The sequence below is a fragment of the Vibrio fluminensis genome (assembly GCF_015278125.1).
Lineage (GTDB): Bacteria > Pseudomonadota > Gammaproteobacteria > Enterobacterales > Vibrionaceae > Vibrio > Vibrio fluminensis.
The window spans coordinates 10,472-34,138 of the sequence record NZ_JADILO010000030.1; the positions used below are offsets into that span (position 1 = coordinate 10,472).

Annotated in this window: 22 protein-coding genes; 18 read left to right on the forward strand and 4 right to left on the reverse strand. The window is 48.1% G+C overall.

The annotated features are described in order from the left end of the window. The first annotated feature begins 6 nt into the window (after positions 1–6). The 11 genes from gspD to IRQ95_RS17210 all read left to right on the forward strand — a co-directional run bounded on the left by gspD (position 7) and on the right by IRQ95_RS17210 (position 10,338). On the forward strand, positions 7–2,022 hold the full coding sequence (gene gspD / locus IRQ95_RS17160; protein WP_194438174.1) for a type II secretion system secretin GspD: 2,016 nt from the start codon (positions 7–9) through the stop codon (positions 2,020–2,022). Then, the gene (gspE, locus tag IRQ95_RS17165) at positions 2,022–3,512 is read left to right on the forward strand and encodes a type II secretion system ATPase GspE (protein WP_194438176.1); all 1,491 of its coding nucleotides are present in this window, start codon (positions 2,022–2,024) and stop codon (positions 3,510–3,512) included. The genes gspD and gspE overlap by 1 nt, the downstream gene beginning before the upstream one ends. Then, the gene (gspF, locus tag IRQ95_RS17170; RefSeq protein ID WP_194438178.1) at positions 3,512–4,747 is read left to right on the forward strand and encodes a type II secretion system inner membrane protein GspF; all 1,236 of its coding nucleotides are present in this window, start codon (positions 3,512–3,514) and stop codon (positions 4,745–4,747) included. The genes gspE and gspF overlap by 1 nt, the downstream gene beginning before the upstream one ends. Before the next feature lie 32 nt (positions 4,748–4,779). Next, on the forward strand, positions 4,780–5,226 hold the full coding sequence (gspG, locus tag IRQ95_RS17175; RefSeq protein WP_194438180.1) for a type II secretion system major pseudopilin GspG: 447 nt from the start codon (positions 4,780–4,782) through the stop codon (positions 5,224–5,226). Between the two features lie 87 nt (positions 5,227–5,313). After that, positions 5,314–5,898 (forward strand): type II secretion system minor pseudopilin GspH, encoded by a 585-nt coding sequence (gene gspH, locus IRQ95_RS17180; RefSeq protein ID WP_194438182.1) that lies wholly within the window; start codon positions 5,314–5,316, stop codon positions 5,896–5,898. After that, entirely contained in the window at positions 5,885–6,241 is a 357-nt protein-coding gene (gene gspI, locus IRQ95_RS17185; protein WP_194438184.1) for a type II secretion system minor pseudopilin GspI, read from the forward strand. Before gspH ends, gspI begins: the two co-directional genes overlap by 14 nt. Then, complete coding sequence (gene gspJ / locus IRQ95_RS17190; protein ID WP_194438186.1) at positions 6,228–6,893, forward strand: type II secretion system minor pseudopilin GspJ; 666 nt, start codon at positions 6,228–6,230, stop codon at positions 6,891–6,893. Before gspI ends, gspJ begins: the two co-directional genes overlap by 14 nt. Next, on the forward strand, positions 6,883–7,896 hold the full coding sequence (gspK, locus tag IRQ95_RS17195) for a type II secretion system minor pseudopilin GspK (protein WP_194438188.1): 1,014 nt from the start codon (positions 6,883–6,885) through the stop codon (positions 7,894–7,896). The genes gspJ and gspK overlap by 11 nt, the downstream gene beginning before the upstream one ends. Beyond that, positions 7,862–9,070: a type II secretion system protein GspL gene (gene gspL / locus IRQ95_RS17200; RefSeq protein WP_194438190.1), complete on the forward strand. Its 1,209-nt coding sequence runs from the start codon at positions 7,862–7,864 to the stop codon at positions 9,068–9,070. Before gspK ends, gspL begins: the two co-directional genes overlap by 35 nt. A gap of 10 nt (positions 9,071–9,080) precedes the next feature. Continuing rightward, the gene (locus IRQ95_RS17205; RefSeq protein WP_194438193.1) at positions 9,081–9,572 is read left to right on the forward strand and encodes a type II secretion system protein M; all 492 of its coding nucleotides are present in this window, start codon (positions 9,081–9,083) and stop codon (positions 9,570–9,572) included. A gap of 4 nt (positions 9,573–9,576) precedes the next feature. After that, the gene (locus tag IRQ95_RS17210) at positions 9,577–10,338 is read left to right on the forward strand and encodes a type II secretion system protein N (protein ID WP_194438195.1); all 762 of its coding nucleotides are present in this window, start codon (positions 9,577–9,579) and stop codon (positions 10,336–10,338) included. 69 nt (positions 10,339–10,407) lie between these two features. Here IRQ95_RS17210 and envZ read toward each other — a convergent pair whose 3' ends face one another. After that, positions 10,408–11,715 carry a two-component system sensor histidine kinase EnvZ gene (gene envZ / locus IRQ95_RS17215; RefSeq protein WP_194438201.1) on the reverse strand — a complete coding sequence of 436 codons (1,308 nt, stop codon included), beginning with the start codon at positions 11,713–11,715 and terminating at the stop codon, positions 10,408–10,410. Positions 11,716–11,786: 71 nt separating this feature from the next. Then, positions 11,787–12,506, reverse strand: coding sequence for an osmolarity response regulator transcription factor OmpR (gene ompR, locus IRQ95_RS17220; protein ID WP_075652052.1), 720 nt, complete (start codon positions 12,504–12,506; stop codon positions 11,787–11,789). A 301-nt stretch (positions 12,507–12,807) separates the two neighbouring features. Between ompR and greB the strand changes: the two genes are divergently transcribed. After that, complete coding sequence (gene greB / locus IRQ95_RS17225; RefSeq protein ID WP_075652054.1) at positions 12,808–13,290, forward strand: transcription elongation factor GreB; 483 nt, start codon at positions 12,808–12,810, stop codon at positions 13,288–13,290. A 71-nt stretch (positions 13,291–13,361) separates the two neighbouring features. Beyond that, complete coding sequence (locus IRQ95_RS17230) at positions 13,362–15,683, forward strand: Tex family protein (RefSeq protein ID WP_194438204.1); 2,322 nt, start codon at positions 13,362–13,364, stop codon at positions 15,681–15,683. Between the two features lie 96 nt (positions 15,684–15,779). Here IRQ95_RS17230 and IRQ95_RS17235 read toward each other — a convergent pair whose 3' ends face one another. Both IRQ95_RS17235 and bioH read right to left on the reverse strand, forming a co-directional pair. Next, the gene (locus IRQ95_RS17235; protein WP_194438206.1) at positions 15,780–16,250 is read right to left on the reverse strand and encodes an ATP-dependent Lon protease; all 471 of its coding nucleotides are present in this window, start codon (positions 16,248–16,250) and stop codon (positions 15,780–15,782) included. A 129-nt stretch (positions 16,251–16,379) separates the two neighbouring features. Next, positions 16,380–17,171: a pimeloyl-ACP methyl ester esterase BioH gene (gene bioH / locus IRQ95_RS17240; RefSeq protein WP_194438208.1), complete on the reverse strand. Its 792-nt coding sequence runs from the start codon at positions 17,169–17,171 to the stop codon at positions 16,380–16,382. Positions 17,172–17,236: 65 nt separating this feature from the next. Here bioH and IRQ95_RS17245 point away from each other — a divergent pair, with 65 nt between their 5' ends. The 5 genes from IRQ95_RS17245 to IRQ95_RS17265 all read left to right on the forward strand — a co-directional run bounded on the left by IRQ95_RS17245 (position 17,237) and on the right by IRQ95_RS17265 (position 23,557). After that, the gene (locus IRQ95_RS17245) at positions 17,237–17,953 is read left to right on the forward strand and encodes a ComF family protein (protein WP_194438210.1); all 717 of its coding nucleotides are present in this window, start codon (positions 17,237–17,239) and stop codon (positions 17,951–17,953) included. Between the two features lie 91 nt (positions 17,954–18,044). Next, entirely contained in the window at positions 18,045–18,632 is a 588-nt protein-coding gene (nfuA, locus tag IRQ95_RS17250) for a Fe-S biogenesis protein NfuA (protein WP_194438216.1), read from the forward strand. 203 nt (positions 18,633–18,835) lie between these two features. Further along, positions 18,836–19,384, forward strand: coding sequence for an ADP compounds hydrolase NudE (gene nudE / locus IRQ95_RS17255; protein WP_194438218.1), 549 nt, complete (start codon positions 18,836–18,838; stop codon positions 19,382–19,384). Between the two features lie 25 nt (positions 19,385–19,409). Beyond that, positions 19,410–20,237 (forward strand): 3'(2'),5'-bisphosphate nucleotidase CysQ, encoded by an 828-nt coding sequence (gene cysQ / locus IRQ95_RS17260; protein ID WP_194438220.1) that lies wholly within the window; start codon positions 19,410–19,412, stop codon positions 20,235–20,237. Positions 20,238–20,911: 674 nt separating this feature from the next. Next, the gene (locus IRQ95_RS17265) at positions 20,912–23,557 is read left to right on the forward strand and encodes a beta-N-acetylhexosaminidase (protein ID WP_194438222.1); all 2,646 of its coding nucleotides are present in this window, start codon (positions 20,912–20,914) and stop codon (positions 23,555–23,557) included. Positions 23,558–23,667 lie beyond the last annotated feature (110 nt).

Below are 23,667 nucleotides of genomic sequence, written 5' to 3' on the forward strand. Positions count from 1 at the left end.
TAAAAAGTGAAGCATTGGCTTAAAAAAAGCGCATGGTTATTGGCAGCAACTTTAGCTGCCTCTCCGATGGCAACCGCGAGTGAATACAGTGCCAGTTTTAAAGGTACCGATATTCAAGAATTCATCAATATCGTTGGTCGCAATCTAGAGAAAACCATCATTGTTGATCCATCTGTGCGTGGCAAAATTGACGTTCGCAGCTACGACACGCTCACAGAAGAACAATATTACAGCTTCTTCCTCAATGTCTTAGAAGTGTATGGCTATGCCGTAGTGGAAATGGACAACGGCGTCATTAAAGTCATCAAATCGAAAGATGCAAAAACGTCTGCCATTCCAGTCGTGGGTGACGGCAACGTCAAAGGTGATGAAGTCGTCACGCGCGTGGTTGCGGTGCGTAACGTATCAGTACGTGAGTTGTCACCATTGCTGCGTCAGCTTAACGACAACGCTGGTGCGGGTAACGTGGTGCATTATGACCCTGCCAACATTATTCTGATCACAGGTCGCGCAGCGGTAGTTAACCGTCTGGCTGATATCATTAAACGCGTAGACCAAGCGGGTGACAAAGAGATTGAGCTGGTGGAGTTAAATAACGCTTCGGCAGCTGAAATGGTGCGTATTGTTGATGCGCTGAATAAAACTGATAACAAGAATACTCCAGAATTTCTGCAGCCTAAGCTGGTTGCCGATGACCGCACGAATTCCGTATTAATTTCAGGTGATCCACAGGTGCGTAAGCGTCTGCGTAAGCTTATCCAACAGCTAGATGTTGAGATGGCGACCAAAGGTAACAACCAAGTGGTGTACCTGAAATACGCCAAAGCAGAAGAGTTGGTGGATGTGCTGAAAGGTGTATCAGACAACCTGCAAGCTGAGAAATCTGCAGGCTCAAAGAATAGTCGTTCATCGAATGATGAAGTGGTGATTGCGGCGCACGCGGCAACCAATGCGTTAGTCATCACTGCGCCTCCATCGATCATGAGTGCGCTACAGAATGTGATTGCACAGTTGGATATTCGCCGTGCACAAGTATTGATTGAAGCGCTGATTGTTGAAATGGCAGAAGGTGACGGCATCAACCTAGGTGTGCAGTGGGGCTCGCTAGAGACCGGTGCGGTTGTGCAGTACAGCAATACTCAAGCGCCAATTGGTAATGTGCTGATTGGTTTAGAGGAAGCTGGCGACCAAACTCGTACTGAGTTCTATACGGATGCAAACGGCGTACGCCAGCCTCAGTCTGTTACTGAATCTGGAGACTACAGTACGTTGGCTTCAGCGTTAGCTGGTGTTAACGGTGCCGCAGTAAGTTTAGTGATGGGTGACTGGACGGCATTGTTAACCGCAGTTTCAACCGATTCAAATTCGAACATTCTTTCTTCACCAAGCATTACCGTGATGGATAACGGCGAAGCGTCATTTATCGTTGGTGAAGAAGTGCCGGTATTAACCGGTTCAACGGCTGGTTCAAACAACGATAACCCATTCCAAACCGTTGATCGTAAAGAAGTGGGTATCAAGCTTAAAGTGGTACCACAGATCAACGAAGGTAACTCTGTTCAACTGAACATTGAACAAGAAGTGTCGAATGTGCTGGGCGCAAATGGCGCAGTGGACGTACGTTTTGCTAAGCGCCAATTGAACACTTCGGTGATTGTTGAAGATGGTCAAATGATTGTGCTTGGTGGTTTGATTGATGAGCGCGCACTCGAGAGTGAGTCGAAAGTGCCGCTGCTGGGTGATATTCCGGTACTGGGTCACCTATTTAAGTCAACCAGCACTCAAGTTGAGAAGAAAAACCTGATGGTGTTCATCAAGCCAACCATTATTCGTGATGGTGTGACGGCAGATGGTATCACCCAGCGTAAATACAACTTTATCCGTGCTGAACAGCTGTACAAGTCTGAGCAAGGCTTAAAGCTGATGGATGACAGCCACATTCCAGTGCTGCCTGAGTTTGGTCATGAGCGTAAGCACCCGGCTGAAATTCAAGCCTTTATCGATCAGATGGAAAGCAAGTAATGATAGATATGCCGCTCGCTACCGTGCAGCGTCGTCTGCCATTCAGTTTTGCAAAGCGCTTTAACTTGGTGCTCGAGTATGAAGCGCAAGGTGCGACGTTGTTTTACGTTGCCCCTTTAGCGATTGAAGCGCTACTGGAAGTTAAACGTGCGATTTCTGCTGATTTTGCCCTGCAGGCAGTCGCGCAGGATGAGTTTGAGAAAAAACTCACCCAAGCTTACCAACGTGATTCATCGGAAGCGCGTCAGTTAATGGAAGATATCGGCGCTGACAGCGACGATTTCTTCTCGCTGGCGGAAGATTTACCGCAAGATGCAGACTTGCTGGAATCAGAAGACGATGCGCCCATCATCAAGTTGATCAATGCCATGTTGGGCGAAGCGATCAAAGAAGGTGCATCGGACATTCATATCGAAACCTTTGAGAAGAGCTTGTCGATTCGTTTCCGAGTCGATGGTGTGTTACGCGATGTGCTTTCGCCAAGTCGTAAGCTCGCGCCACTACTGGTATCTCGTGTGAAGGTTATGGCGCGTTTGGATATCGCCGAGAAGCGCGTACCACAAGATGGTCGTATCTCGCTGCGTATTGGTGGACGAGCGGTGGACGTGCGTGTTTCAACCATGCCATCGTCACACGGTGAGCGCGTGGTAATGCGTCTATTAGATAAGAACGCGACGCGCCTTGATCTGCATAGTTTGGGCATGAAGCCACATACCTATCAGCAGTTCCGCACCATGATTGAGCGCCCACACGGCATCATCTTGGTAACCGGTCCGACCGGCTCAGGTAAATCAACCACGCTATACGCTGGCCTGCAAGAGCTAAATAGCAACGAGCGCAATATTCTCACCGTTGAAGACCCAATCGAATTTGATATCGACGGTATCGGTCAAACCCAAGTGAACCCGAAGGTGGACATGACTTTTGCCCGTGGCTTACGAGCGATTTTGCGTCAAGACCCGGATGTGGTGATGGTGGGTGAGATCCGTGACTTAGAGACCGCACAAATTGCGGTACAAGCCTCGCTGACTGGTCACTTGGTGATGTCGACACTGCACACTAACACCGCGATTGGTGCCATCACTCGTTTGCGTGATATGGGCATCGAGCCGTTCTTGATCTCCTCATCACTGCTAGGCGTATTGGCGCAGCGTCTAGTGCGCACGCTATGTTCATGTAAGCAGCCATACTTAGCGGATGCGGCGCAAAAAGCGCTGTTTGGTCTTAGCACTGAGCAAGAGCTGACCCTTTACAAGCCAAATGGCTGTGACAAGTGTAGTGGTAAAGGTTACCGCGGTCGTTCAGGTATTTATGAACTGCTGGTGGTCGATGAACAAGTGCAAGAGCTGATCCACAATGAAGCGGGTGAGCAGGCGATTGAAAAAGCGATTCGCGGTAAGACTCCAGCGATCCGCGATGATGGTCTAGAGAAAGTTCGCCAAGGCATTACCTCACTAGAGGAAGTGATGCGAGTGACGAAGGAAGGCTAATGGCGGCGTTTGAATATAAAGCGCTCAATGCGAAGGGCAAATCGCAAAAAGGGGTTATCGAAGGCGATAATGCTCGCCAAGTGCGTGCGCGACTGAAAGAGCAAGGTTTGGTGCCAGTTGAAGTGGTACCGACTCAAGCCAAACAGTCAGCCAACGCTGGTAAGCAAAACACGCAAGAGATCATCACTTTTAAACGAGGATTAAGTACTCCAGATTTAGCGCTCATCACTCGTCAACTATCGACTTTAGTGCAGTCGGGTATGCCGTTGGAAGAGTGTTTGCGTGCGGTATCGGAGCAGTCAGAAAAGCCGCGTATTCGTACTATGCTATTGGCAGTTCGTGCCAAAGTAGTCGAAGGGCATACCTTGGCTGATGGCTTTGGTGACTACCCGCATATCTTTGATGAGCTGTTTCGTTCTATGGTGGCCGCTGGCGAAAAGTCCGGGCACCTAGATAGCGTCCTTGAGCGTTTGGCTGACTACGCAGAAAACCGCCAAAAGATGCGCAGTAAACTGCAACAGGCTTTGATTTACCCAGTGGTACTGGTGGTGTTTGCCATCAGTATCGTGGCGTTTTTATTGGCTTCTGTGGTGCCGAAAATTGTCGGCCAGTTTATTCAAATGGGGCAGGAACTGCCGTTCTCGACTCAGGTATTGATTACAGCAAGTGATTTTGTGCAGAACTGGTGGATACATTTAGCGCTGGGCTTTATTGCTATCGCTTATTTGTGCCGTTTTGCTTTGTCGAAAAAGAGTATTCGCCTAAGTTGGGATCGTAAAGTCATCGGTATGCCTGTGATTGGTAAAATTGCGCGCGGTTTAAATACTGCCCGCTTTGCTCGCACCCTATCGATTTGTACCTCAAGCTCAATCCCTATTCTAGAAGGGATGCGCGTGGCGGTGGATGTGATGTCCAATCAGTATGTTAAGCAGCAAGTGCTGATAGCAGCTGATCACGTACGCGAAGGCGCCAGTTTGCGTAAATCCCTTGAGCAAACCAAACTATTTCCACCAATGATGCTACATATGATCGCATCCGGAGAACAGAGCGGTGAATTGGAGGGGATGTTAACTCGTGCTGCAGATAACCAAGATGCCAATTTTGAATCTATGGTCAATATTTCACTTGGTATCTTCACCCCTTTAATGATTGCTGTGATGGCTGGTTTAGTTCTGTTTATTGTTATGGCAACCATGATGCCAATTTTGGAAATGAATAACTTGATGAGCGGTTAATCCGTCAATCTGTTGTGTTATTGGAGAGAATAATGAAACACCAACACAAGAAAAAACAATCTGGCTTTACCTTGCTAGAACTGATGGTTGTGGTTGTAATCCTTGGCATTTTGGCGAGTGTGGTTGCGCCAAATTTACTGGGTAGCAAAGATACGGCTTCACAAAAGAAAGCGGCAGTAGATATTAAAGCGCTAGAAACCGCGCTAGATACTTACCGTTTGAATCACAATGTTTACCCAACCACCGATCAAGGTTTGGAAGCGTTGGTGACAGAGCCAAGCAACCCAACGCCACGAAACTATCCAAAAGATGGTTACATTAAGCGTTTGCCACAAGACCCGTGGGGCAATGACTACCAATACCTAAGCCCAGGAGACAAAGGTACGATTGATATTTTTACCCTTGGTGCTGACGGCGAAGAAGGCGGCGAAGGTGTCAATGCCGATATCGGTAACTGGAATCTAGAAGACTTCCAGTAACCCTAATAGTCCCAGTGGCGACCATAGGTCGCCACTTCTAGCTTAATCTAGCCTGCTAGATCTCTGAGTAGAATGTTTAAGAGCCAAATGCCCAAGAGTAAAGGTTTTACCTTATTAGAAGTGTTGTTGGTGGTCGCGTTGTTGGCTGTCACCGTTACCACGGTGGTATTTGCTCTGCCTGATAATCAGCGCGATGAAGCGAAGCAACAAGCCAGTGCGTTGTGGCATCGTCTGCAACTGCTGAATGAAGAAGCTTTGCTCAGTGGTCGCGACTTTGGGTTACGCGTTGATGAGAAGAAAGCGACCTACTATTTGCAGCAGCTAGAGGAAAAAGGCTGGCAGAAGCTATCACTGGATCGCATCCCTTATGAAAGCAAGCTTCAAGAGGGCGTAGCGGTTAAGTTCACTTTAGGTGGCTCAGTATGGCAAGACCAAGAACGACTGTTTGAGCCAACGTCCCTATTTGATGAGGATATGTTTGCTGAGTTCGAAGAGAAGAAGCAACTGCCTCAACCACAAGTGTTTTTTATGTCGAGTGGCGAAATTACCCCATTTTCTATTGCTATTTATCCAAGTGATGCCGATATCGAACAGTCGGCGTGGCAAGTAGTAGCAAAAGAAAATGGTCAAATCATCTTACTCGCTCCGGGAGAGCAAGATGAAGCGCAATGAACGCGGGTTAACCCTGCTTGAAGTGCTGGTAGCATTAGCAATTTTTGCCATGTCTGCGATGGCGTTAATCCGTTCAGTTGGGCAGCACATCAACACCTTAACCCTAATGGAAGAGAAAACCTTTGCGGCGATGGTTGCGGATAACCAGATGGCAAAAGTGATGCTCAATCCTAAAGGTTTGCGTAAGCAGTCAGGTAAGGAAAAGTTGGCAGACCGCGAATGGTTTTGGACCATTTCTCCGGTTTCGACCCAACAAGGTTTGCTGCGCGCTTTTGATGTGGAAGTGGCGCGAGAAGCCAAAGGTGAAGCGATTATTTCGGTGAGAAGTTATGTGCCTAAATAAAACGCTGTTGCGCACCACAGTGGCGAGTCGCCGCAAAGGCTTTACCTTAATTGAAGTACTGATCGCAATGGCTATTTTTGCTTTTATGGCGATTGGCGCACAGCAGGTTCTGAGCCAAGTTTATCGCAGTAACGATATTTCTCAGCAGCGCAGCGAGCGGCTCAAAACCTTGCAGCGCACCCTAGTGTTTCTCGACAACGATTTTCGTCAAATGGCGCTGCGTCAGATGCGCACCAATGGTGAAGAGCCGAGTGACAAACTGATTGAATGGCGCGATTACTTATTGGATTCCGATGCGAAAGGCGTGATGTTTGCGCGCAGTGGTTGGCATAACCCTGCCCAGCAATTTCCGCGTGGTGAAGTGACCAAAATCGGTTACCGAGTCAAAGATGGCGTGTTGGAGCGTATCTGGTGGTATTACACCGATACACCAGCAGGTCAACAGGGCGCTGAAATGCCATTGATTGATCAGGTTGAGAAGTTTGATTTGCGCTTTTTCGATGGTCAGCAGTGGAGTAATACTTGGGATAAAACCTTTATGCTGCCTCAGGCGGTGGAAGTGGCTTTAACTTTTAAAGACTATGGCGAAATCAAGCGTATCTATCTCACCGGTGGCGGTAAGATAGCCGTGGAGAGCAGCGATGAAGAGTAATCAGCGCGGCGTCGCGTTACTGATTGTGCTGCTGATACTGGCAATGATGACAGCGGTGGCTGCCACTATGTCAGAGCGTCTGTTTGGTCAATTTAAGCGTTCAGCGAACCAAGTGAATTACCAGCAAGCCTATTGGTATGCCATCGGGGCTGAAGCGCTGGCCGTCGAGGGTATTGAGCAAAGTTATAAAGACAGCGACACCATTAATCTCTCTCAACCTTGGGCGATAGAAGAGCAAAACTTTCCGCTCGATTATGGCAGCTTAACCGGGCGATTGATTGACCGCCAAGCGTGTTACAACCTCAATAGCTTGGTTGATACGCAAGCACCGAGTGATTCTCAGCAGGCTCCGTATGTGGTTAATGTACTGCAAGACTTGCTAAGCGAGCTGGAAGTTGACGAGTATGTAGCTGAAATCGTTGCCCATTCGGCGTGGGAGTTTGTTGATCGTAATAACAACATCAACTCCGTTACTGGCGTTGAAGATAGCACCTACGAGGCAATGTCGCCGAGTTATATGGCAGCTAATGGCGTGTTGGCGGATGAAAGCGAATTTCGCGCTATCAATCAAGTTTCCGGCGAAGTGATGGAGAAGGTGCGTCCCTATATTTGCGCGCTACCAACTTCGGAGTTTCGCCTCAACGTCAACACTCTAATGCCAGAAAAATCGGCACTGCTGGTGGCGATGTTTGCCAAACAACTTAGTGAAAGTGATGCCAAAAGCGTATTAGAAAATCGCCCATTTGATGGCTGGGGAAGTGTTGATGACTTCCTTGCCGAAACACAAATTGCCGCGTTAAGCGATGCGGTAAAAAATGCAGCAAAAGGCTACCTCACAGTAGATAGCCGCTATTTTGAATTGGATGCACAAGTCGTAGTGAATGAATCGCGAGTGCGTATTCGCAGCTTACTATTTAGTGCCAATCGAGAAACTGCGACGGTGATAAGTCGTCGCTTTGGAGGAATCGGTGAGCGAGTATCTAATCGTTCGACTGAGCAATAATCAACAAGCTAACCAGCAATGGTTGGTTTGGTCAGAGAGCCAGCAAGAAGTCATCGCCAGTGGCGAGCTAGCCGCTGAGCAGTCGCTGACAGAGATTGAAAGTTACGCCCAGCAGCGCCCAACTATTGTGCTGCTTAATAGCGCCGATGTGTTACTCAAGCAGGTTGAGATCCCTGCGGGTGGCGCGAGACAGTTCGATAGCATGTTGCCTTATCTGATTGAAGATGATGTGGCGCAAGATGTGGAAGAGCTGCACATTACGACGTTAGCTAAACAAGGTGATCAAGCTTTCATCGCCGCGGTGGATAAAGCGTGGCTATCACAAAAGCTGACTGAGCTTGCTGACGCTGGCTTTGTGGTTAATCGAGTGCTGCCGGATGCGCTGGCTTTGCCGGAGTTTAGCGGCATTAGCGCGGTAGAAATTGAAGGGCAGTGGCTACTGAAAAAGTCCGCTTACCAGGCGATGACCGTGGATGCGGACTGGCTGGCTATGGTGGCGCAGTCTGAGTGGGTGAAAAGCGACGATGAGTGGCTGGAGCTGCAAGCGTTTAGTCCATTGCCGCCGCTAAGCTTAGCCGCAGAGCAAAACTGGCATCAGGCAGAGCCTCAATTGGTGATGCAGATGCTGGCAACTCAAGCCTTACGCAGCAAAATCAATTTGTTGACCGGCAGCTTCAAACCGAAATCTTCTTTGGTTAAACATCTTAAGGTTTGGCGCAAAGTAGCCATCGCGGCGGGTGTGTTAGTCGCGGTGTTGTTGGCGCAAAGTTTGATTCAAGCGCAACAAGCGCAGCAACAGGCAGACGCGTATCGCGCTGAGAGTGAGCGCATTTTCCGTGCGGTATTGGCGAAGAATAAGATCCCAACCACCAGTTATCTTAAGCGTGAATTGGATAATGAAGTGAAGCGTCTGTCCGGTGGTAGCTCTGAAGAGTCGATCATGCATTGGCTGGTCAAACTGCCGAATGCGCTGAAGAACATCCCAGGCTTTGAAATGAGCGGTTTTACCTTTGATAGTAATCGCGAAGAGGTCAAGCTTGAAGCGCGTAGTAAAGATTTCCAAGCCTTTGAGCAAGCTCGCACGCAACTCGAACAAGCGTTTGTGGTAGAGCAAGGGCAACTGAGCAAATCCGGTGAGTTTGTCACCGGCAGCTTTGTACTGAAGCAGCAGTGAGGAGAATACGATGAGAGCTATTTTAAACTCGCTGCAAGTTTGGTGGTATCGCATTACCCCGCGTGAGCAGCGTTTAGTGATGATTGGTGGTGTAGCTTTAGGTTTTGGGGTGCTCTATTGGGGGCTTTACCAGCCGGTAGCACAACGAGCAGAACAAGCTCAGCTTAATCTGAACAGTGAAAAACAGTTACTGAGTTGGGTGCAAGACAAAGCCGATCAAATCGTTGATTTACGTGGCAGTGGAGTGAAAGCGATTTCGCCATTGCCGCTTAACCAAGCGGTATCTTCATCGGCGCGTCGTTTTAATGTTGAAATGGTGCGCGTGCAACCTCGTGGTGAAGAGATGCAAGTTTGGGTGCAACCATTGCCATTTAATCAGCTGATGAGCTGGATTGAGTACATGAAAGCTAACCATGCGATTGATGTGCTGTTTTTGGATATCGATAAGAGCAGCCAAGCGGGTATGGTTGAGGTAAAACGCCTGCAGTTAACAAAGGGATAGTGGAGTGAAGGGAAAACTACTATTGGTTTTGGCACTCTTGGTGACCTTTTTCGCCAGTGCCATTGTCCATTTGCCGATTCAAGCGGTACTTACGTACGCGCCATTGCCTAAGCAACTGCGTATCTCTGGTGCCAGTGGCACCTTATGGCAAGGACAAGTGCAGCAACTGCAGTGGCAGCGCTACAACCTCGGTCAGGTGTCATGGCAACTGCAACCGAGTAAGCTGCTAACCGGCAAGGTGCAGGCGAATGTGCGTTTAGGTCGTGGTAACCCTTGGCAACTGCGCGCGCGCGGTGTGGTGGGCTATGGTTTACAAGGCGCTTACGCTGAGAATGTGATTGCCTCACTGCCTGCTAGCGAAGTGATTAAGTTTGCTCCGCCGATGCCTGTGCCGTTGGATATCAATGGTCAGCTGGAACTAAGCATTCAGTCTCTTGCTTACGCCGCGCCTTATTGCCGAGCAGGTAAAGGTAAGTTGGTGTGGAATACCGATAAGATCGGCACGCCACTCGTGGATCTGCTAGTCGGTCCTGTGGTCGCAGATTTAAGCTGTCAGGACAGCGCTATCAAGATTGCGGGTAACCAGCAAAGCGACCAAGTGAGAAGTGAATTCAGTCTCGATCTACAAGCCAATCGTCAGTACAACGCGAAAGCATGGTTTAGCCCACAAGCAGAGATGCCAGAAGCGCTGAGCCAACAATTGAAATGGCTTCCACAACCAGACAGCCAAGGCCGTTATCAATTTACCTATCGCGGCCGCATTTAGTCAGTGATAAAAAAGCCCCAAGCTCGAAAAAGCGTGGGGCTTTTTGCTATTTGAATCGGTGATAAATCATCACTTGATTACCGGGAAGCTCACTTGCACTTTCAAGCCGCCTTCACCACGGTTATTGACCACCACCGAGCCGTTATGTTGGCTTACGATACGTTTAACAATCGCCAGTCCTAACCCCGTTCCTTCACTGCCGCGTGCGGTATCGCCACGGGTGAAGGGTTCAAACAGTTTCGCGACCTGATCGCTTGCAATGCCCGGACCATTATCTTCAATGCACACCCAACAAAGTTTGTTGTCTGCGGTCATGCCAGTGGAGATTTTTATCCAGCCATTACCATAGCGCACAGCGTTAACTACTAAGTTACTCACTGCACGTTTCATCGCAATTGGGCTACCGAATGCAGGCTTAACATTATTCAGTTCGGTGACCATCTCGATATGCTCGCCACTGCCTTCTGAGTTAGCTAAGTCTTGGGCGATCTCATTGAGGTCAACTTCGGTGAACGACTGCTTATTTACAGGTTTCAGATAATCCATAAACTGACTGATGATTTCGTTACACTCTTCGGTATCGCTGATAATGCCTTCTGCCAAATAGCTATCTTCTGGCGACATCATTTCAGTGGCAAGACGAATGCGTGTGAGCGGTGTACGCAAGTCGTGGCTGATGCCTGCCATCAATAGTGCGCGGTCTTCTTCCAGTGCCTGAATCCCTTTCGACATTTGGTTAAAAGCGCGCGTTACTGAGCGAATTTCAGTGGAGCCTTTTTCTGGGATTGGCGGCGGAATGGCACCGCGACCGACACCTTTCGCGGCTTTTTCCAACGCCAATAAAGGTCGATTCTGCAAGCGCATAAATAGCCAGCCACCGGCGATGATCAGCAGCGCCATCAGTAAACTGTTGCGAAATAGCGGGGTGAAATCCTCTTCTTGCAGTTCAGAGAGTGGAATGCGGATCAGCGAATCTGGCAGCGCTTGAATATTGATCCATAACACATAGCTATCTTCACCTTGCGCCATGCGCACGTCGGTTGGCGTACCAAGCTCATGGCTCATCTCTTCACTCATTAAATCAATGCTGATCGCATGGTGATACTGATTGGCGATTTCACTGTCTTTGGCATGGACGGTTACACCAAGACGTTCGAGCACCTGACGGCGCATAGGGGCATCCATCGCTAGAGCGTTTTCCGTGGTATCGGAGTCGTCCAGCATCAGGTTGATTTCATAGCTGAGGATTTTGTTGAACTGTTGCAAGCTTGGCAGCAAAGCGTAGTTAAAAACGGCGTAGTAAGAGTAGACTTGGCTGGCAATCAGTAGCGTGATGAACAGTAACAAAGACTGAGTAAAGGAACTGCGAAAACGCATAAACTTAACCTATTAGATGATAGGAACGAAAAAGTGCGAGTCTGAACTCGCACTTGTTGGGATAAGTTGGCTTACGCTTCTTTGCCATCTGGCACGAAAACATAGCCTAAGCCCCACACGGTTTGGATATAACGTGGTTTACTTGGGTCCACTTCTAACATGCGACGTAGACGTGAAATTTGTACGTCGATTGAACGCTCCATCGCTGAGTATTCACGACCACGCGCCATGTTCATCAGCTTATCGCGAGACAGTGGTTCACGAGCGTTGGTGACCAGCGCTTTCAGTACTGCAAATTCACCCGATGTCAGCGGCATCGCTTCATCACCACGGTACATTTCACGTGTACCAAGGTTCAAACGGAAATCACCAAACTCGACTACCGACTCTTCTGCGCTTGGTGCGCCCGGCAATTCAATGGTTTGACGACGCAATACGGCTTTGATGCGCGCAAGGAGTTCACGTGGGTTAAACGGTTTTGGTAGGTAATCATCCGCGCCTACTTCTAACCCAACGATACGATCAATTTCGTCCCCTTTTGCGGTTAGCATCAGGATCGGTAATTCATTGTTGGCATTACGCAAGCGGCGACAGATCGATAGACCATCTTCGCCCGGTAGCATTAAGTCGAGTACCATCAAATGAAAGTTTTCGCGCGTTAGTAAACGGTCCATTTGTTCGCCATTAGCAACACTGCGCACTTGGAAGCCTTGCTCCGATAGGTATCGCTCCAACAGCGCACGTAATCGAGCATCGTCATCTACTACGAGGATTTTATGATTTTCTTGCATTGAAACACCTTATTCAAAAGCAAAGCATAGTGATAAAAATGTATCACTGTTTGTAAAAGCGTGCTTGCTCAAATTGTTACTCTTTTTATCTTAAGCAATATTTTGCGGTCAAGAATGGTAGTTGCGGCGCAATTTATTCCCACCAATCGTGAGTTATTTAGCTGTTATTGCTGCTGTTAGCGCTGACATTATCGGCAAAGTGTAAGTTTTGCATCAACTCTCATTATGCGCACTTTTACCGTCGGCTTTTTTATGTCAATGTGTCGCCATTGCGAATTGGGTAACTACAATTACACCTGTTATGAAAACTAACCTAATTACACGTGAAGGCTACGATCGCCTGAAACAAGAACTCGATTTTCTGTGGCGAGAAGAGCGTCCTGAAGTGACAAAAAAGGTCACTTGGGCTGCCAGTCTTGGCGACCGCAGTGAAAATGCGGATTACCAATACAATAAGAAACGTCTGCGCGAAATTGACCGTCGCGTACGTTATCTGCGTAAACGCCTTGAACAAGTCAAAGTGGTTGATTACGCCCCGCAACAAGAAGGCAAGGTTTTCTTTGGTGCTTGGGTCGAAATTGAAAACGAACAAGGTGATATCAAGTCGTTTCGTATCGTTGGTCCAGATGAAATCTATGGGGATGCTAAGAATTACATCTCGATTGATTCGCCAATGGCGCGTGCGTTACTGAAAAAAGAAGTCGATGATGAGTTTTGTGTAAGAACTCCCGATGGCGATAAAGAATGGTTTATTAACCAGATTCGCTATCAAGATACGCTTTAACCCCTTTTATTAGGGTGAGAGTAAAGAATTGCCTCACCCTCACATAGATACCAAATAAAGAGATTGCACGGATGAGCCAAGCTATCTGCAAACTAATCGCTCAGGAACTCAATGTACGTTCTGAGCAGGTCATTGCTGCTGTTAACCTGATTGATGACGGTAACACAGTGCCATTTATTGCTCGTTACCGTAAAGAGGTGACGGGCGGTCTAGACGACACTCAACTGCGTAACCTAGATAGTCGCTTGGCTTACTTGCGTGAATTGGAAGATCGCCGTCAAACCATTCTTAAATCGATTCAAGATCAAGGCAAACTAACGGCTGAGCTTGAGCAAGAGATCAATCAAGCTGACAGCAAGACGCGATTGGAAGATCTGTATTTACCATACAAGCCGAAGCGCCGAACCAAAGGGCAAATTGCGATTGAAGCGGGGCTTGAGCCTTTAGCGGATACGCTATGGAATCAGCCACAAACTGAGCCAGAGAGTGAAGCGGCGAAATACCACAATGCAGAACATGGTATTACGGATAACAAAGCGGCTTTAGATGGTGCGCGCGCCATCATCATGGAGCGTATTGCCGAAGATGCTAACTTGCTTGAGAAGATCCGTAATCACCTTAATCGCAATGCCGAGCTAGTGGCTCGCGTGGTCGCAGGGCAAGAGCAAGCGGGTGAGAAGTTTAAAGACTACTTTGAGCACAACGAAGCACTAAACAAAGTGCCATCACACCGCGCGCTGGCGATGCTGCGTGGTCGCAACGAGGGCTTCTTAACCCTAGCGATGAATGCCGATCCTGAGCAAGAAGAGGGCGTGCGCCAATCTTACTGCGAAACTCTGATTGCTGATCATTACGGCATTTCACTGAGCCAAGCGCCAGCAGATGTGTGGCGTAAACAGGTGATCAGTTGGGCATGGCGCATCAAAGTATCGATGCACATGGAAACTGAGCTGATGGGCGCGATGAAAGAGCGCGCAGAGATCGAAGCGATTGAAGTGTTCGCCACCAACCTTAAAGATCTGTTGATGGCAGCGCCAGCCGGTCCGCGTGCAACGCTGGGTCTCGATCCGGGTCTGCGTACGGGCTCGAAAATCGCGATTGTCGACTCAACCGGTAAGCTATTGGCAACAGAGACCATCTACCCGCATCCACCACAGAACCAATACGACAAATCAGCGCAAATCGTTGAGCAGTTAGTGCGTAAGTACAACGTTGATCTGATTGCGATTGGTAACGGCACCGCTTCGCGCGAAACAGACAGCTTTGTGGCGGACGTGATTAAACGCGGCAACCTTAAAGCGCAGAAAATTATGGTCAGCGAAGCGGGCGCGTCAGTTTACTCAGCGTCAGAGCTAGCAGCGAAAGAGTTCCCGAATCTCGATGTATCCATTCGTGGTGCCGTTTCAATCGCGCGTCGCTTGCAAGATCCATTGGCAGAGTTGGTGAAAATCGATCCGAAATCTATCGGTGTGGGCCAATACCAGCATGATGTCAGCCAATCTATGCTGGCAAAACGCCTTGATGCGGTCGTGGAAGACTGTGTAAACGCGGTCGGTGTAGATGTGAACACCGCTTCGGCAGCACTGCTTAACCGTGTTGCGGGCTTGTCGACGACATTGGCACAAAACATTGTCGATTACCGTGATGAGAATGGTCGCTTTGAAAGCCGCACCACACTGAAGAAAGTGGCGCGTCTTGGACCTAAAGCGTTCGAGCAGTGTGCGGGCTTCCTACGTATTATGGATGGTAAAAACCCGCTGGATGCTTCATCGGTGCACCCAGAGGCTTACCCTGTAGTAAAAACCATTGCTGAGAAAAACGGAAAGCAGGTAAAAGCACTAATTGGTGACTCAAGCTTCCTGAAAGGGTTACATGCGGTGGATTACACCAATGAAAGCTTTGGTTTGCCAACGGTGACTGACATCATTAAAGAGCTGGATAAGCCGGGTCGTGACCCGCGTCCTGAATTCAAGACCGCGACGTTTGCGGATGGCGTAAATTCAGTGTCAGACCTTGAAGTCGGCATGGTATTGGAAGGCGTGGTATCTAACGTGGCGAACTTCGGTGCGTTTGTTGATATCGGCGTGCACCAAGATGGTTTAGTGCATATTTCTGCTCTGACCGATCGCTTTGTTTCTGATCCGCGTGAAGTGGTAAAAGCCGGCGATATCGTGAAAGTCAAAGTGATGGAAGTGGATGTGCAGCGCAAGCGTATTGCTCTTTCGATGCGTCTAAACGATGAGCCGGGTCAAGATAACCGCACTCAACGTAGTGCCGCTCCTCGTGGTGGTAACAACCAGCGAGCGCAAGGGCAACGTCGTCGTGAAGAACCTGCCAGCAATGGTGCTATGGGTGGTGCGTTTGCAGCTGCTTTTGCTAAAGCGAAACGCTAAGCGCTAATTGTCGAGATAAATAAAAAGCCCCGCTCAATGAGTGGGGCTTTGTTTTATCTAGGTATTCACTCTACTTCTTGTTGGAAGTAAGAGCGACTACAACACCGCAATGACCTCTGAAGGCGTATGTGGCGCAACCGCATGACCGTAACGAAATTTAATCACGACCCGACGCTTCGCCATTCGACCTTCGGTTATCGCTGCATCGATAACGCGCTTGGGTAAACGAAACCGCATTGCGTAGCCTGTACCTTGCTGATTGCTATAACTCGACAGCGCGAGCAATTCAAACAAACGATCCAATGGATTCTGTGGCGGGTCATGTTGAGAAGCATCAGTAACTTGCTCGTCATCGGTGCCATAGTTTGGATGTTCGGCCGGGTCCCACGCAGACTCACGTCGGCGTTTATCTTCCCCGCTGATTTTGCGTTCAGCATTACTTTTGGCTAGTGCAACAGTAGGGACAATGGGCTGACGTATGCGATTATCTCGCGCCGTTTGTTCCGTATGCACATTCACCGATGGGGCGATAAGTGGCACGCTCACGTTAGTGGGTGACACGATCATAACCGAGACCTCCTCAGTTTCGCCCGCTGACATTGGCTAATGTCAGCTCCTAGTATTATCGGCGGTGATGGTCAAATATTTAGCGCCTAATTCAAATTTCTGTCGCGATAATATGTAAGTGTATGTATATCACTGGGTTAAGTGAGCAAATTCGCTGACCTGTTGACAAAATAATTCAAATTCGGTCATAAATGGTGCGTGAGATGACTGGGTAAAGACATAGCTTTGGCTATTGGGCATCAGTTGTGATACGTCTTCGGCCACCTGCACAGGTACTAAGCCATCTAAGCGACCATAAAGACGTAAGGTTGGCACGCTGACTTGGTTTAGTAGATGGCGATGGTCGATATCACCCAGCAGGTTTAAGCCTGCCAGTAGGGCTTGCTGATTGGGTACTGGGCGCGATAGCACCGCTTGCTTAAGGTTTTTTAGATCTTGTCTGGCCGATGGGCTACCCATTGCTTGTAGGGCGATAAAGCGTTCAATCGTGAGCTGAAAGTCATCCATTAATTGCGCCGTGAAGGCTTTGAGGACTTTGGTTTGAATTCCGCGCCAAGGTTTCTGCTCAGAAAAACAAGGAGAGCTGGCCACCGTGATGAGAGCGTTAATCCGTTCAGGATGGTGCAAAGCAATATGGGAAGCAACTAAACCGCCGAGTGACCAACCAAGCCAAATCGCTTTTTCTGGGGCATCTTGCAATACTTGCTCGGTGAGATTGTCCAGCGTATCAAAACTGGATTGGTGGCTGTGACCAAAGCCAGGTAAATCAACCACATGAACACGAAAGTTCTGGCTTAATACTTCGGCTGTTTGCTGCCATACCGCCCCATTCATGCCCCAGCCATGCAGTAGTACTAGATCCTTGCCTTCACCAATACTTTGCCAATGTAACTCTACTGACTTTGTCTCAACTTTTACCACTTAAACCATCCTTTCAAGCTGACCGCTGTTGCACTATGAAATAAATCCTTAGCCTTGGGTGGACTATGTTAACGCAATGGTGGCAGAAAAACAGGCAGCGTTTGATTGCGCATTATTGCCAGCACTGTGGCTTGCCGATAGAAAAGCGCGATGTATCGGCGAGTTATATTTGGTTGCTGTGTCGACGCTGCCAAGACTCCTTGCAAGTGCCACGTTGTCGCTGCTGTGGTCTCGCTTGTCAGCGGGTCGTGGATTATTGCGGTCAATGCTTAACGTTGCCTCCGTTATGGCGACATTTGTATTGTGTTGGAGATTATACGCCACCGCTCTCGCACTATGTGCAGCGGCTCAAGTTTAATCACCAACTGCATCAAGCCGATATTCTGGCGCAGATGTTGGCGCAGCAAATTACCCCTGATGTTGATGCAATTACTTTTGTGCCTTTACACTGGCGGCGTCAGTTATGGCGCGGGTTTAATCAGAGTGAGTTGATCGCAAAAGCTTTAGCAAAGCGACTTGGCTTGCCATGTGTCACGCTATTTAAACGTACTCGCGCCACCAAAGCGCAACTGGGGATGAGCCGTAAACAGAGACAACAAAATCTTACAAATGCGTTTGAGTTGATCGAAATTAACCATTATTCCTCGTTGGCGATTGTCGATGATGTGGTGACAACCGGCAGTACCGTTCAGCAATTATGCAAATTACTGCTTGATGCCGGAGCCAAAAGCGTTGATATTTATTGTATCTGCCGTACTCCTGAGCCACATAGTGAGCGATAAGTTTACGATTTCGCCTTAAAGGACTAGATCTGAAAATTTTCAGGAGTAAAATGGTCAACAAATATCCTACAAATTTACTCAGGTATTCGTCGTGTCAAATCCAATTACTATTAGCCAAAGCGCTCAAGAACACTTTGCTAAACTGCTAGCTCAGCAGCCAGAAGGTACTAACATTCGCGTGTTCGTGGTAAATCCAGGTACGCAAAACGCTGAATGTGGTGTTTCTTACTGCCCACCAGAAGCGGTGGAAGCTACAGATACAGAGTTAGAGTTTGAGGTTCTTTCTGCGTATGTGGATGAACTCAGCCTGCCTTTCCTAGAAGACGCAGAGATTGACTACGTGACTGACAAGATGGGTTCTCAGTTAACTTTGAAAGCACCTAACGCGAAAATGCGTAAAGTGTCTGATGATGCGCCACTTGTTGAGCGTGTAGAGTATGTGATCCAAACCCAAGTGAACCCGCAACTGGCTGGTCACGGTGGTCATGTGAGCTTAGTGGAAATTACCAATGAAGGTATTGCGATCGTTGCATTTGGTGGCGGTTGTAATGGCTGTTCAATGGTTGATGTCACACTTAAAGAAGGCATCGAGAAAGAGCTACTTCAACAGTTTGAAGGTGAACTTACTGCTGTGCGTGATGCAACGGAGCATGACCGCGGTGAGCACTCTTACTACTAACTGCTGTTGAATATGATGAAAAAAGGCGCTTACGAGCGCCTTTTTTGTAACTGACTACCTCAAAATTTTGAAATAGCAGCTCCAAGTAGAAAGGGGACGCTAGATCTAAGCTTGCGGAATTAAGTGCTTGAGAAACTGGTTTAAACTATTGTCTTCTCATATATTAAGAATGTTAGTAAGAGCCTAGCATAAGGAGAGATCTTGTGAGTAGAAAGACGCTGCCAGAGATTCTGGATAAACAAGCGGTAGCTCAATCTCGCTTGTTTACCATTGAAGCGTTGGACTTACGTTTTAGCAACGGTGAAGAGCGAACTTATGAGCGTATGCGCCCAAGTGGTCGTAATGCGGTGATGATTGTGCCTGTGACCGCACAAGGTGATTTACTTTTGGTGCGAGAGTACGCCGCGGGTACTGAGCGTTACGAGTTGGGTTTTCCTAAAGGGTTAATTGACCCTGGTGAGAGTGCGACAGAGGCTGCCAACCGTGAGCTTAAAGAAGAGATTGGTTTTGGTGCCAATCAGATCGTGCCATTAAAAGAAGTGGTGCTAGCGCCTTCTTATTTTTCTAGCAAGATGACGTTGTTTGTCGCGCAAGATCTTTACCCTGAAAAATTGGAAGGCGATGAGCCTGAGCCACTAGAGTTGGTGCGCTGGCCATTGGCTCAAGCAGAAGAATTATTAACGCACCTCGACTTTAGCGAGGCGCGCAGTATTACCGCACTGATGCTCGCTTTGAGATACCTAAAACCATAATAGAGTACGTGCCAAGGATTTATTTATGCCAATAACCCAAGACTTATCGCATCACTTACCAGCCGTGATTGATGTGGCGCGCGCAGCAGGCCAGCTGATTTTAGATATCTATCAGAAAAAGCAGTACGAAGAATTTATCAAAGCCGATGAGACGCCTGTGACTAGCGCCGATCTCGCTGCGCACAAGTTTATCGTCGAAAAACTGTCTGAGCTAACCCCTGATATCCCGGTACTTTCTGAAGAAGCGGCTGACATCAGTTTAGAGCAACGCTCGCAGTGGGATCGCTACTGGCTAGTTGACCCATTAGATGGCACACAAGAGTTTATTGCTCGTAGTGGTGACTTTGCCACTATCATTGCCCTGATCGAGAACCACAAGCCGGTGATGGGCGTGGTGTATGGTCCGGTGTCTGGTGTGACTTACTATGCCTACCAAGGCAAGGGCGCATGGAAAATTCCTGATATGAATGAGAGCGTGCGTATTACTACGCATCAGCATCAAGGTCCTCTGCACCCAATCGCGATTGCGATTAGCCGTCGTCAAGATATCAACCGCATTACCAGTCGCATGAGCACTGCATGGAATTATGATTTAGTGCCATTAGGTTCAGCTGCACTCAAAGCATGCTTGGTTGCTGAAGGTGCGGTGGATTGTTATCTGCGCCTTGGTCCAACCGGTGAGTGGGATACCGCCGCAACGCAATGTATCGTCGAAGAGGCTGGTGGACGCATTCTTAGCACCCAACTCGAACCGCTCTCCTACAATGAACGTGACACGTTAGAGAACCCGAACTTTATCGTCCTCGGTGATGAGAACTTACCTTGGAGTGAGATCTTGTTGGTTAAAGACTAGAAGAGCGGAACGCCCAGCGTTGCTGGGCTTACGGATTTTGGAACGGTAATTGGAATGCTTTGCTACGGAACATTCCATTCCGGGAACGTGCCGTAAACGGCACTTACGGAGAGTGGTTCGTTGCGTTTTCGCACTCATGATATCGATTTTTTCATCCTCGAGAGGCGTAAGCCGAACGTCTCGCATCCGTGAGCGTAGCGTTCCCGATTCCTTATCCCCGCATCCGTGAGCGCAGCGTTCCCATTTCCGTATCCCCGCTCCACTTATTCCCCGCCGTGGAAAAACCGTCAAAATCCGCCTTGTTGAGTAAAATTGACGTGTCACAAAGTGGGACTTGAAGCACATTTCTTATCACGAAAATTCAACAACTATCCTTTTTATTAATATGAAACAGTGAGTTCCTACTCGTAAGTTATTGATGTTCTCATCACTAAACGTGACGTTGAGCCCACAATTTTCGTCAAAATAATTTTTGTGATTTTAACGGAGTTATTAAGTATATGATTTTATTGTTTTTATATTTTTATCTCGAGGCGTAATTTGAATCAGATCACTCTATTAACACGATTAATTTTACGCTGAAAAATAACTACTTATATTGCCTGTCATTGGATTTTCTTTTTTGGTAAGTGCAGCTGTTTGGCTGCGTGTTATGTGTTTGAAAGGTAAGTAAGATGTTGAAACCAACTTTGATTGCAGCTTCGGTGTTAGCAACTTTGAGCGGCTGCTCGTCTCTGCAAAACTCACAACAAGTAGTCGATTTGCTCGCAGACAACTTAGATATTCACTACCAAGTTGTTACTAACCACGGAGCCAATGATGGCTTAGCGTGTGAAAACTTAGGTGCGGAATGGGCATCATGTAATCAAGTGATCATGACGCTAGAAAATCAAGGTGAAGCGGTTAATGGTAAAGGTTGGGCGATTTACTTCCACAGCATTCGCTTAATTCTCGATGTGGATAGTGACCAATTTAAAATCACTCGTGTCACTGGTGATCTACATAAACTAGAGCCAACCGATAAATTTGATGGTTTTGCTGCAGGTGAAAAAATCGAATTGGGCTTGATTGGTGAATATTGGCAGTTATTTGCGACTGACTTTATGCCGGGCGCGTTTATCACTGCACCAGATGCACAGCCAAAAATGATTGCTTCACTCAATACAGAAGATGTGGCGAGTTTTGTGTCGGGCTTAGAGGGCGATAACCTAAAACGTACACCGGATGACAACAATGTGTTCGCCACCGCTGTTACCCGTTTTGAAAAGAACGCCGATCTTGCCAAGCAAGATGTATCGACAACACTATTGCCAACCCCACTGATTGTCGAAGAAGGGCAAGGCGTGGTGAGTATCGCTAAGGGCATTAAGCTCAACAATGCTGATTTCTCATCAGAGCAGTACGCGGCACTGCAAGCGCGCGCCAATCTACTTGAAGTGAACCTTGCCGGTGAGTTAGCCATCAATGCTGCAATTGTACCGAGTGAGTTTCCTGAAGATTTAGCGAAATCTGGTGCTTATGAGTTAGTGATCGCTGAAGATGGCATCAAGATCGTAGCATTTGACCAAGCTGGTTTGTTCTATGCTGTGCAATCAATTTTTGCCTTAACGGGTGAGCAAGAGACACTACCAGTATTACGTATTATTGATGCGCCGCGTTTTGATTACCGTGGCGTGATGGTGGATGTCGCGCGTAACTTCCACAGCAAACAAGCGATTCTGGCGACGCTAGACCAAATGGCGGCGTACAAGATGAACAAATTACACCTTCATCTGACCGATGATGAAGGTTGGCGTTTAGAAATACCAGGCCTTCCTGAGCTAACCGACATCGGCGGCCAGCGTTGTTTTGATTTGGATGAACAACAATGTTTGTTACCGCAGTTAGGCTCTGGTCCTTCTTCTGATAATTTTGGTTCGGGCTACTTCAGCAAAGCTGACTACATTGAGATCTTGAAGTACGCGGGCGCACGTAACATCGAGGTGATTCCTGAAATCGATATGCCAGCTCACGCACGCTCTGCAGTTGTTTCAATGGAGGCGCGTTACGATCGCTTAATGGCGCAAGGCAAAGAGCAGCAAGCCAATGAATATCGTTTGATGGACCCACAAGACACATCGAATGTTACGACGGTACAGTTTTACGATAAACACAGTTTCATAAACCCATGCTTGGACTCATCGACTCGTTTTGTCGACAAGGTAATTTCTGAAGTCGCAGCGATGCACAATGAGGCAGGCATGCCACTGACGACCTGGCATTTCGGTGGTGATGAAGCGAAGAACATTAAGCTGGGCGCAGGTTTCCAAGATATCAACGCGCAAGACAAAGTGACGTGGAAAGGCTCAATTGACCTGTCTCAACAAGACAAGCCATTTGCTAAATCGCCACAGTGTCAGGCGCTGATCAACGACGGTACCGTGAGTGACTTTGCTCATCTACCAAGTTACTTCGCTGAAGAAGTGTCGAAGATTGTTGCGCAAAAAGGCATTGCTAACTTCCAAGCGTGGCAAGATGGATTGAAGTACAGCGAAGGTGGTGAGAAAGCCTTTGCCACTGAAAATACCCGCGTAAACTTCTGGGATGTTCTGTACTGGGGCGGCACTTCTTCGGTGTATGAGTGGTCAGCGAAGGGCTATGACGTGATTGTGTCAAACCCAGATTACGTTTACATGGATATGCCTTACGAAGTTGACCCACAAGAGCGTGGTTACTACTGGGCAACGCGTGCGACAGATACTCGTAAGATGTTCGGCTTTGCACCAGAGAACATGCCACAAAACGCTGAAACTTCGGTTGACCGCGATGGCAATGGTTTTACGGGTAAAGGCACCATCGAAGCGAAACCTTTCTACGGTTTGTCTGCCCAGCTTTGGTCAGAGACAGTACGTAACGATGAACAGTATGAATACATGGTGTTCCCACGTGTTCTAGCCGCAGCAGAGCGCGCATGGCACAAAGCGGATTGGGAAAATGAGTACCAAGTGGGTGTAGAGTATTCGCAAAACACCAACTTAGTGGATAAAGCAGCACGTAACCAAGATTACAACCGCTTTGCTAACGTACTTGGTCAACGTGAGTTGGCGAAGCTAGAGAAAGCAGGCATCGATTACCGTCTTCCAGTACCAGGGGCGAAAATTGAGAACGGTAAGTTAGCGATGAACAGTGCATTCCCAGGTATTGAGTTACAGTACTCAATCGATGGTCAAAACTGGCTAACCTATGCTGATGATGCGCGCCCAAGTGTAAGCGGAGAAGTGTGGATTCGTTCAGTCTCAGCCAGCGGTGAGAAAGCGAGTCGCGTAACCACGCTGAAGTAATTAAACAGTTAGTTAATCATTAAATGGATTTAAGTTGTTGGTAAGCCAAAGCGCCCTGCAGATGCAGGGCCTTTTTTTGTAATGGATAACGGAACGCTCAGCTTTGCTGA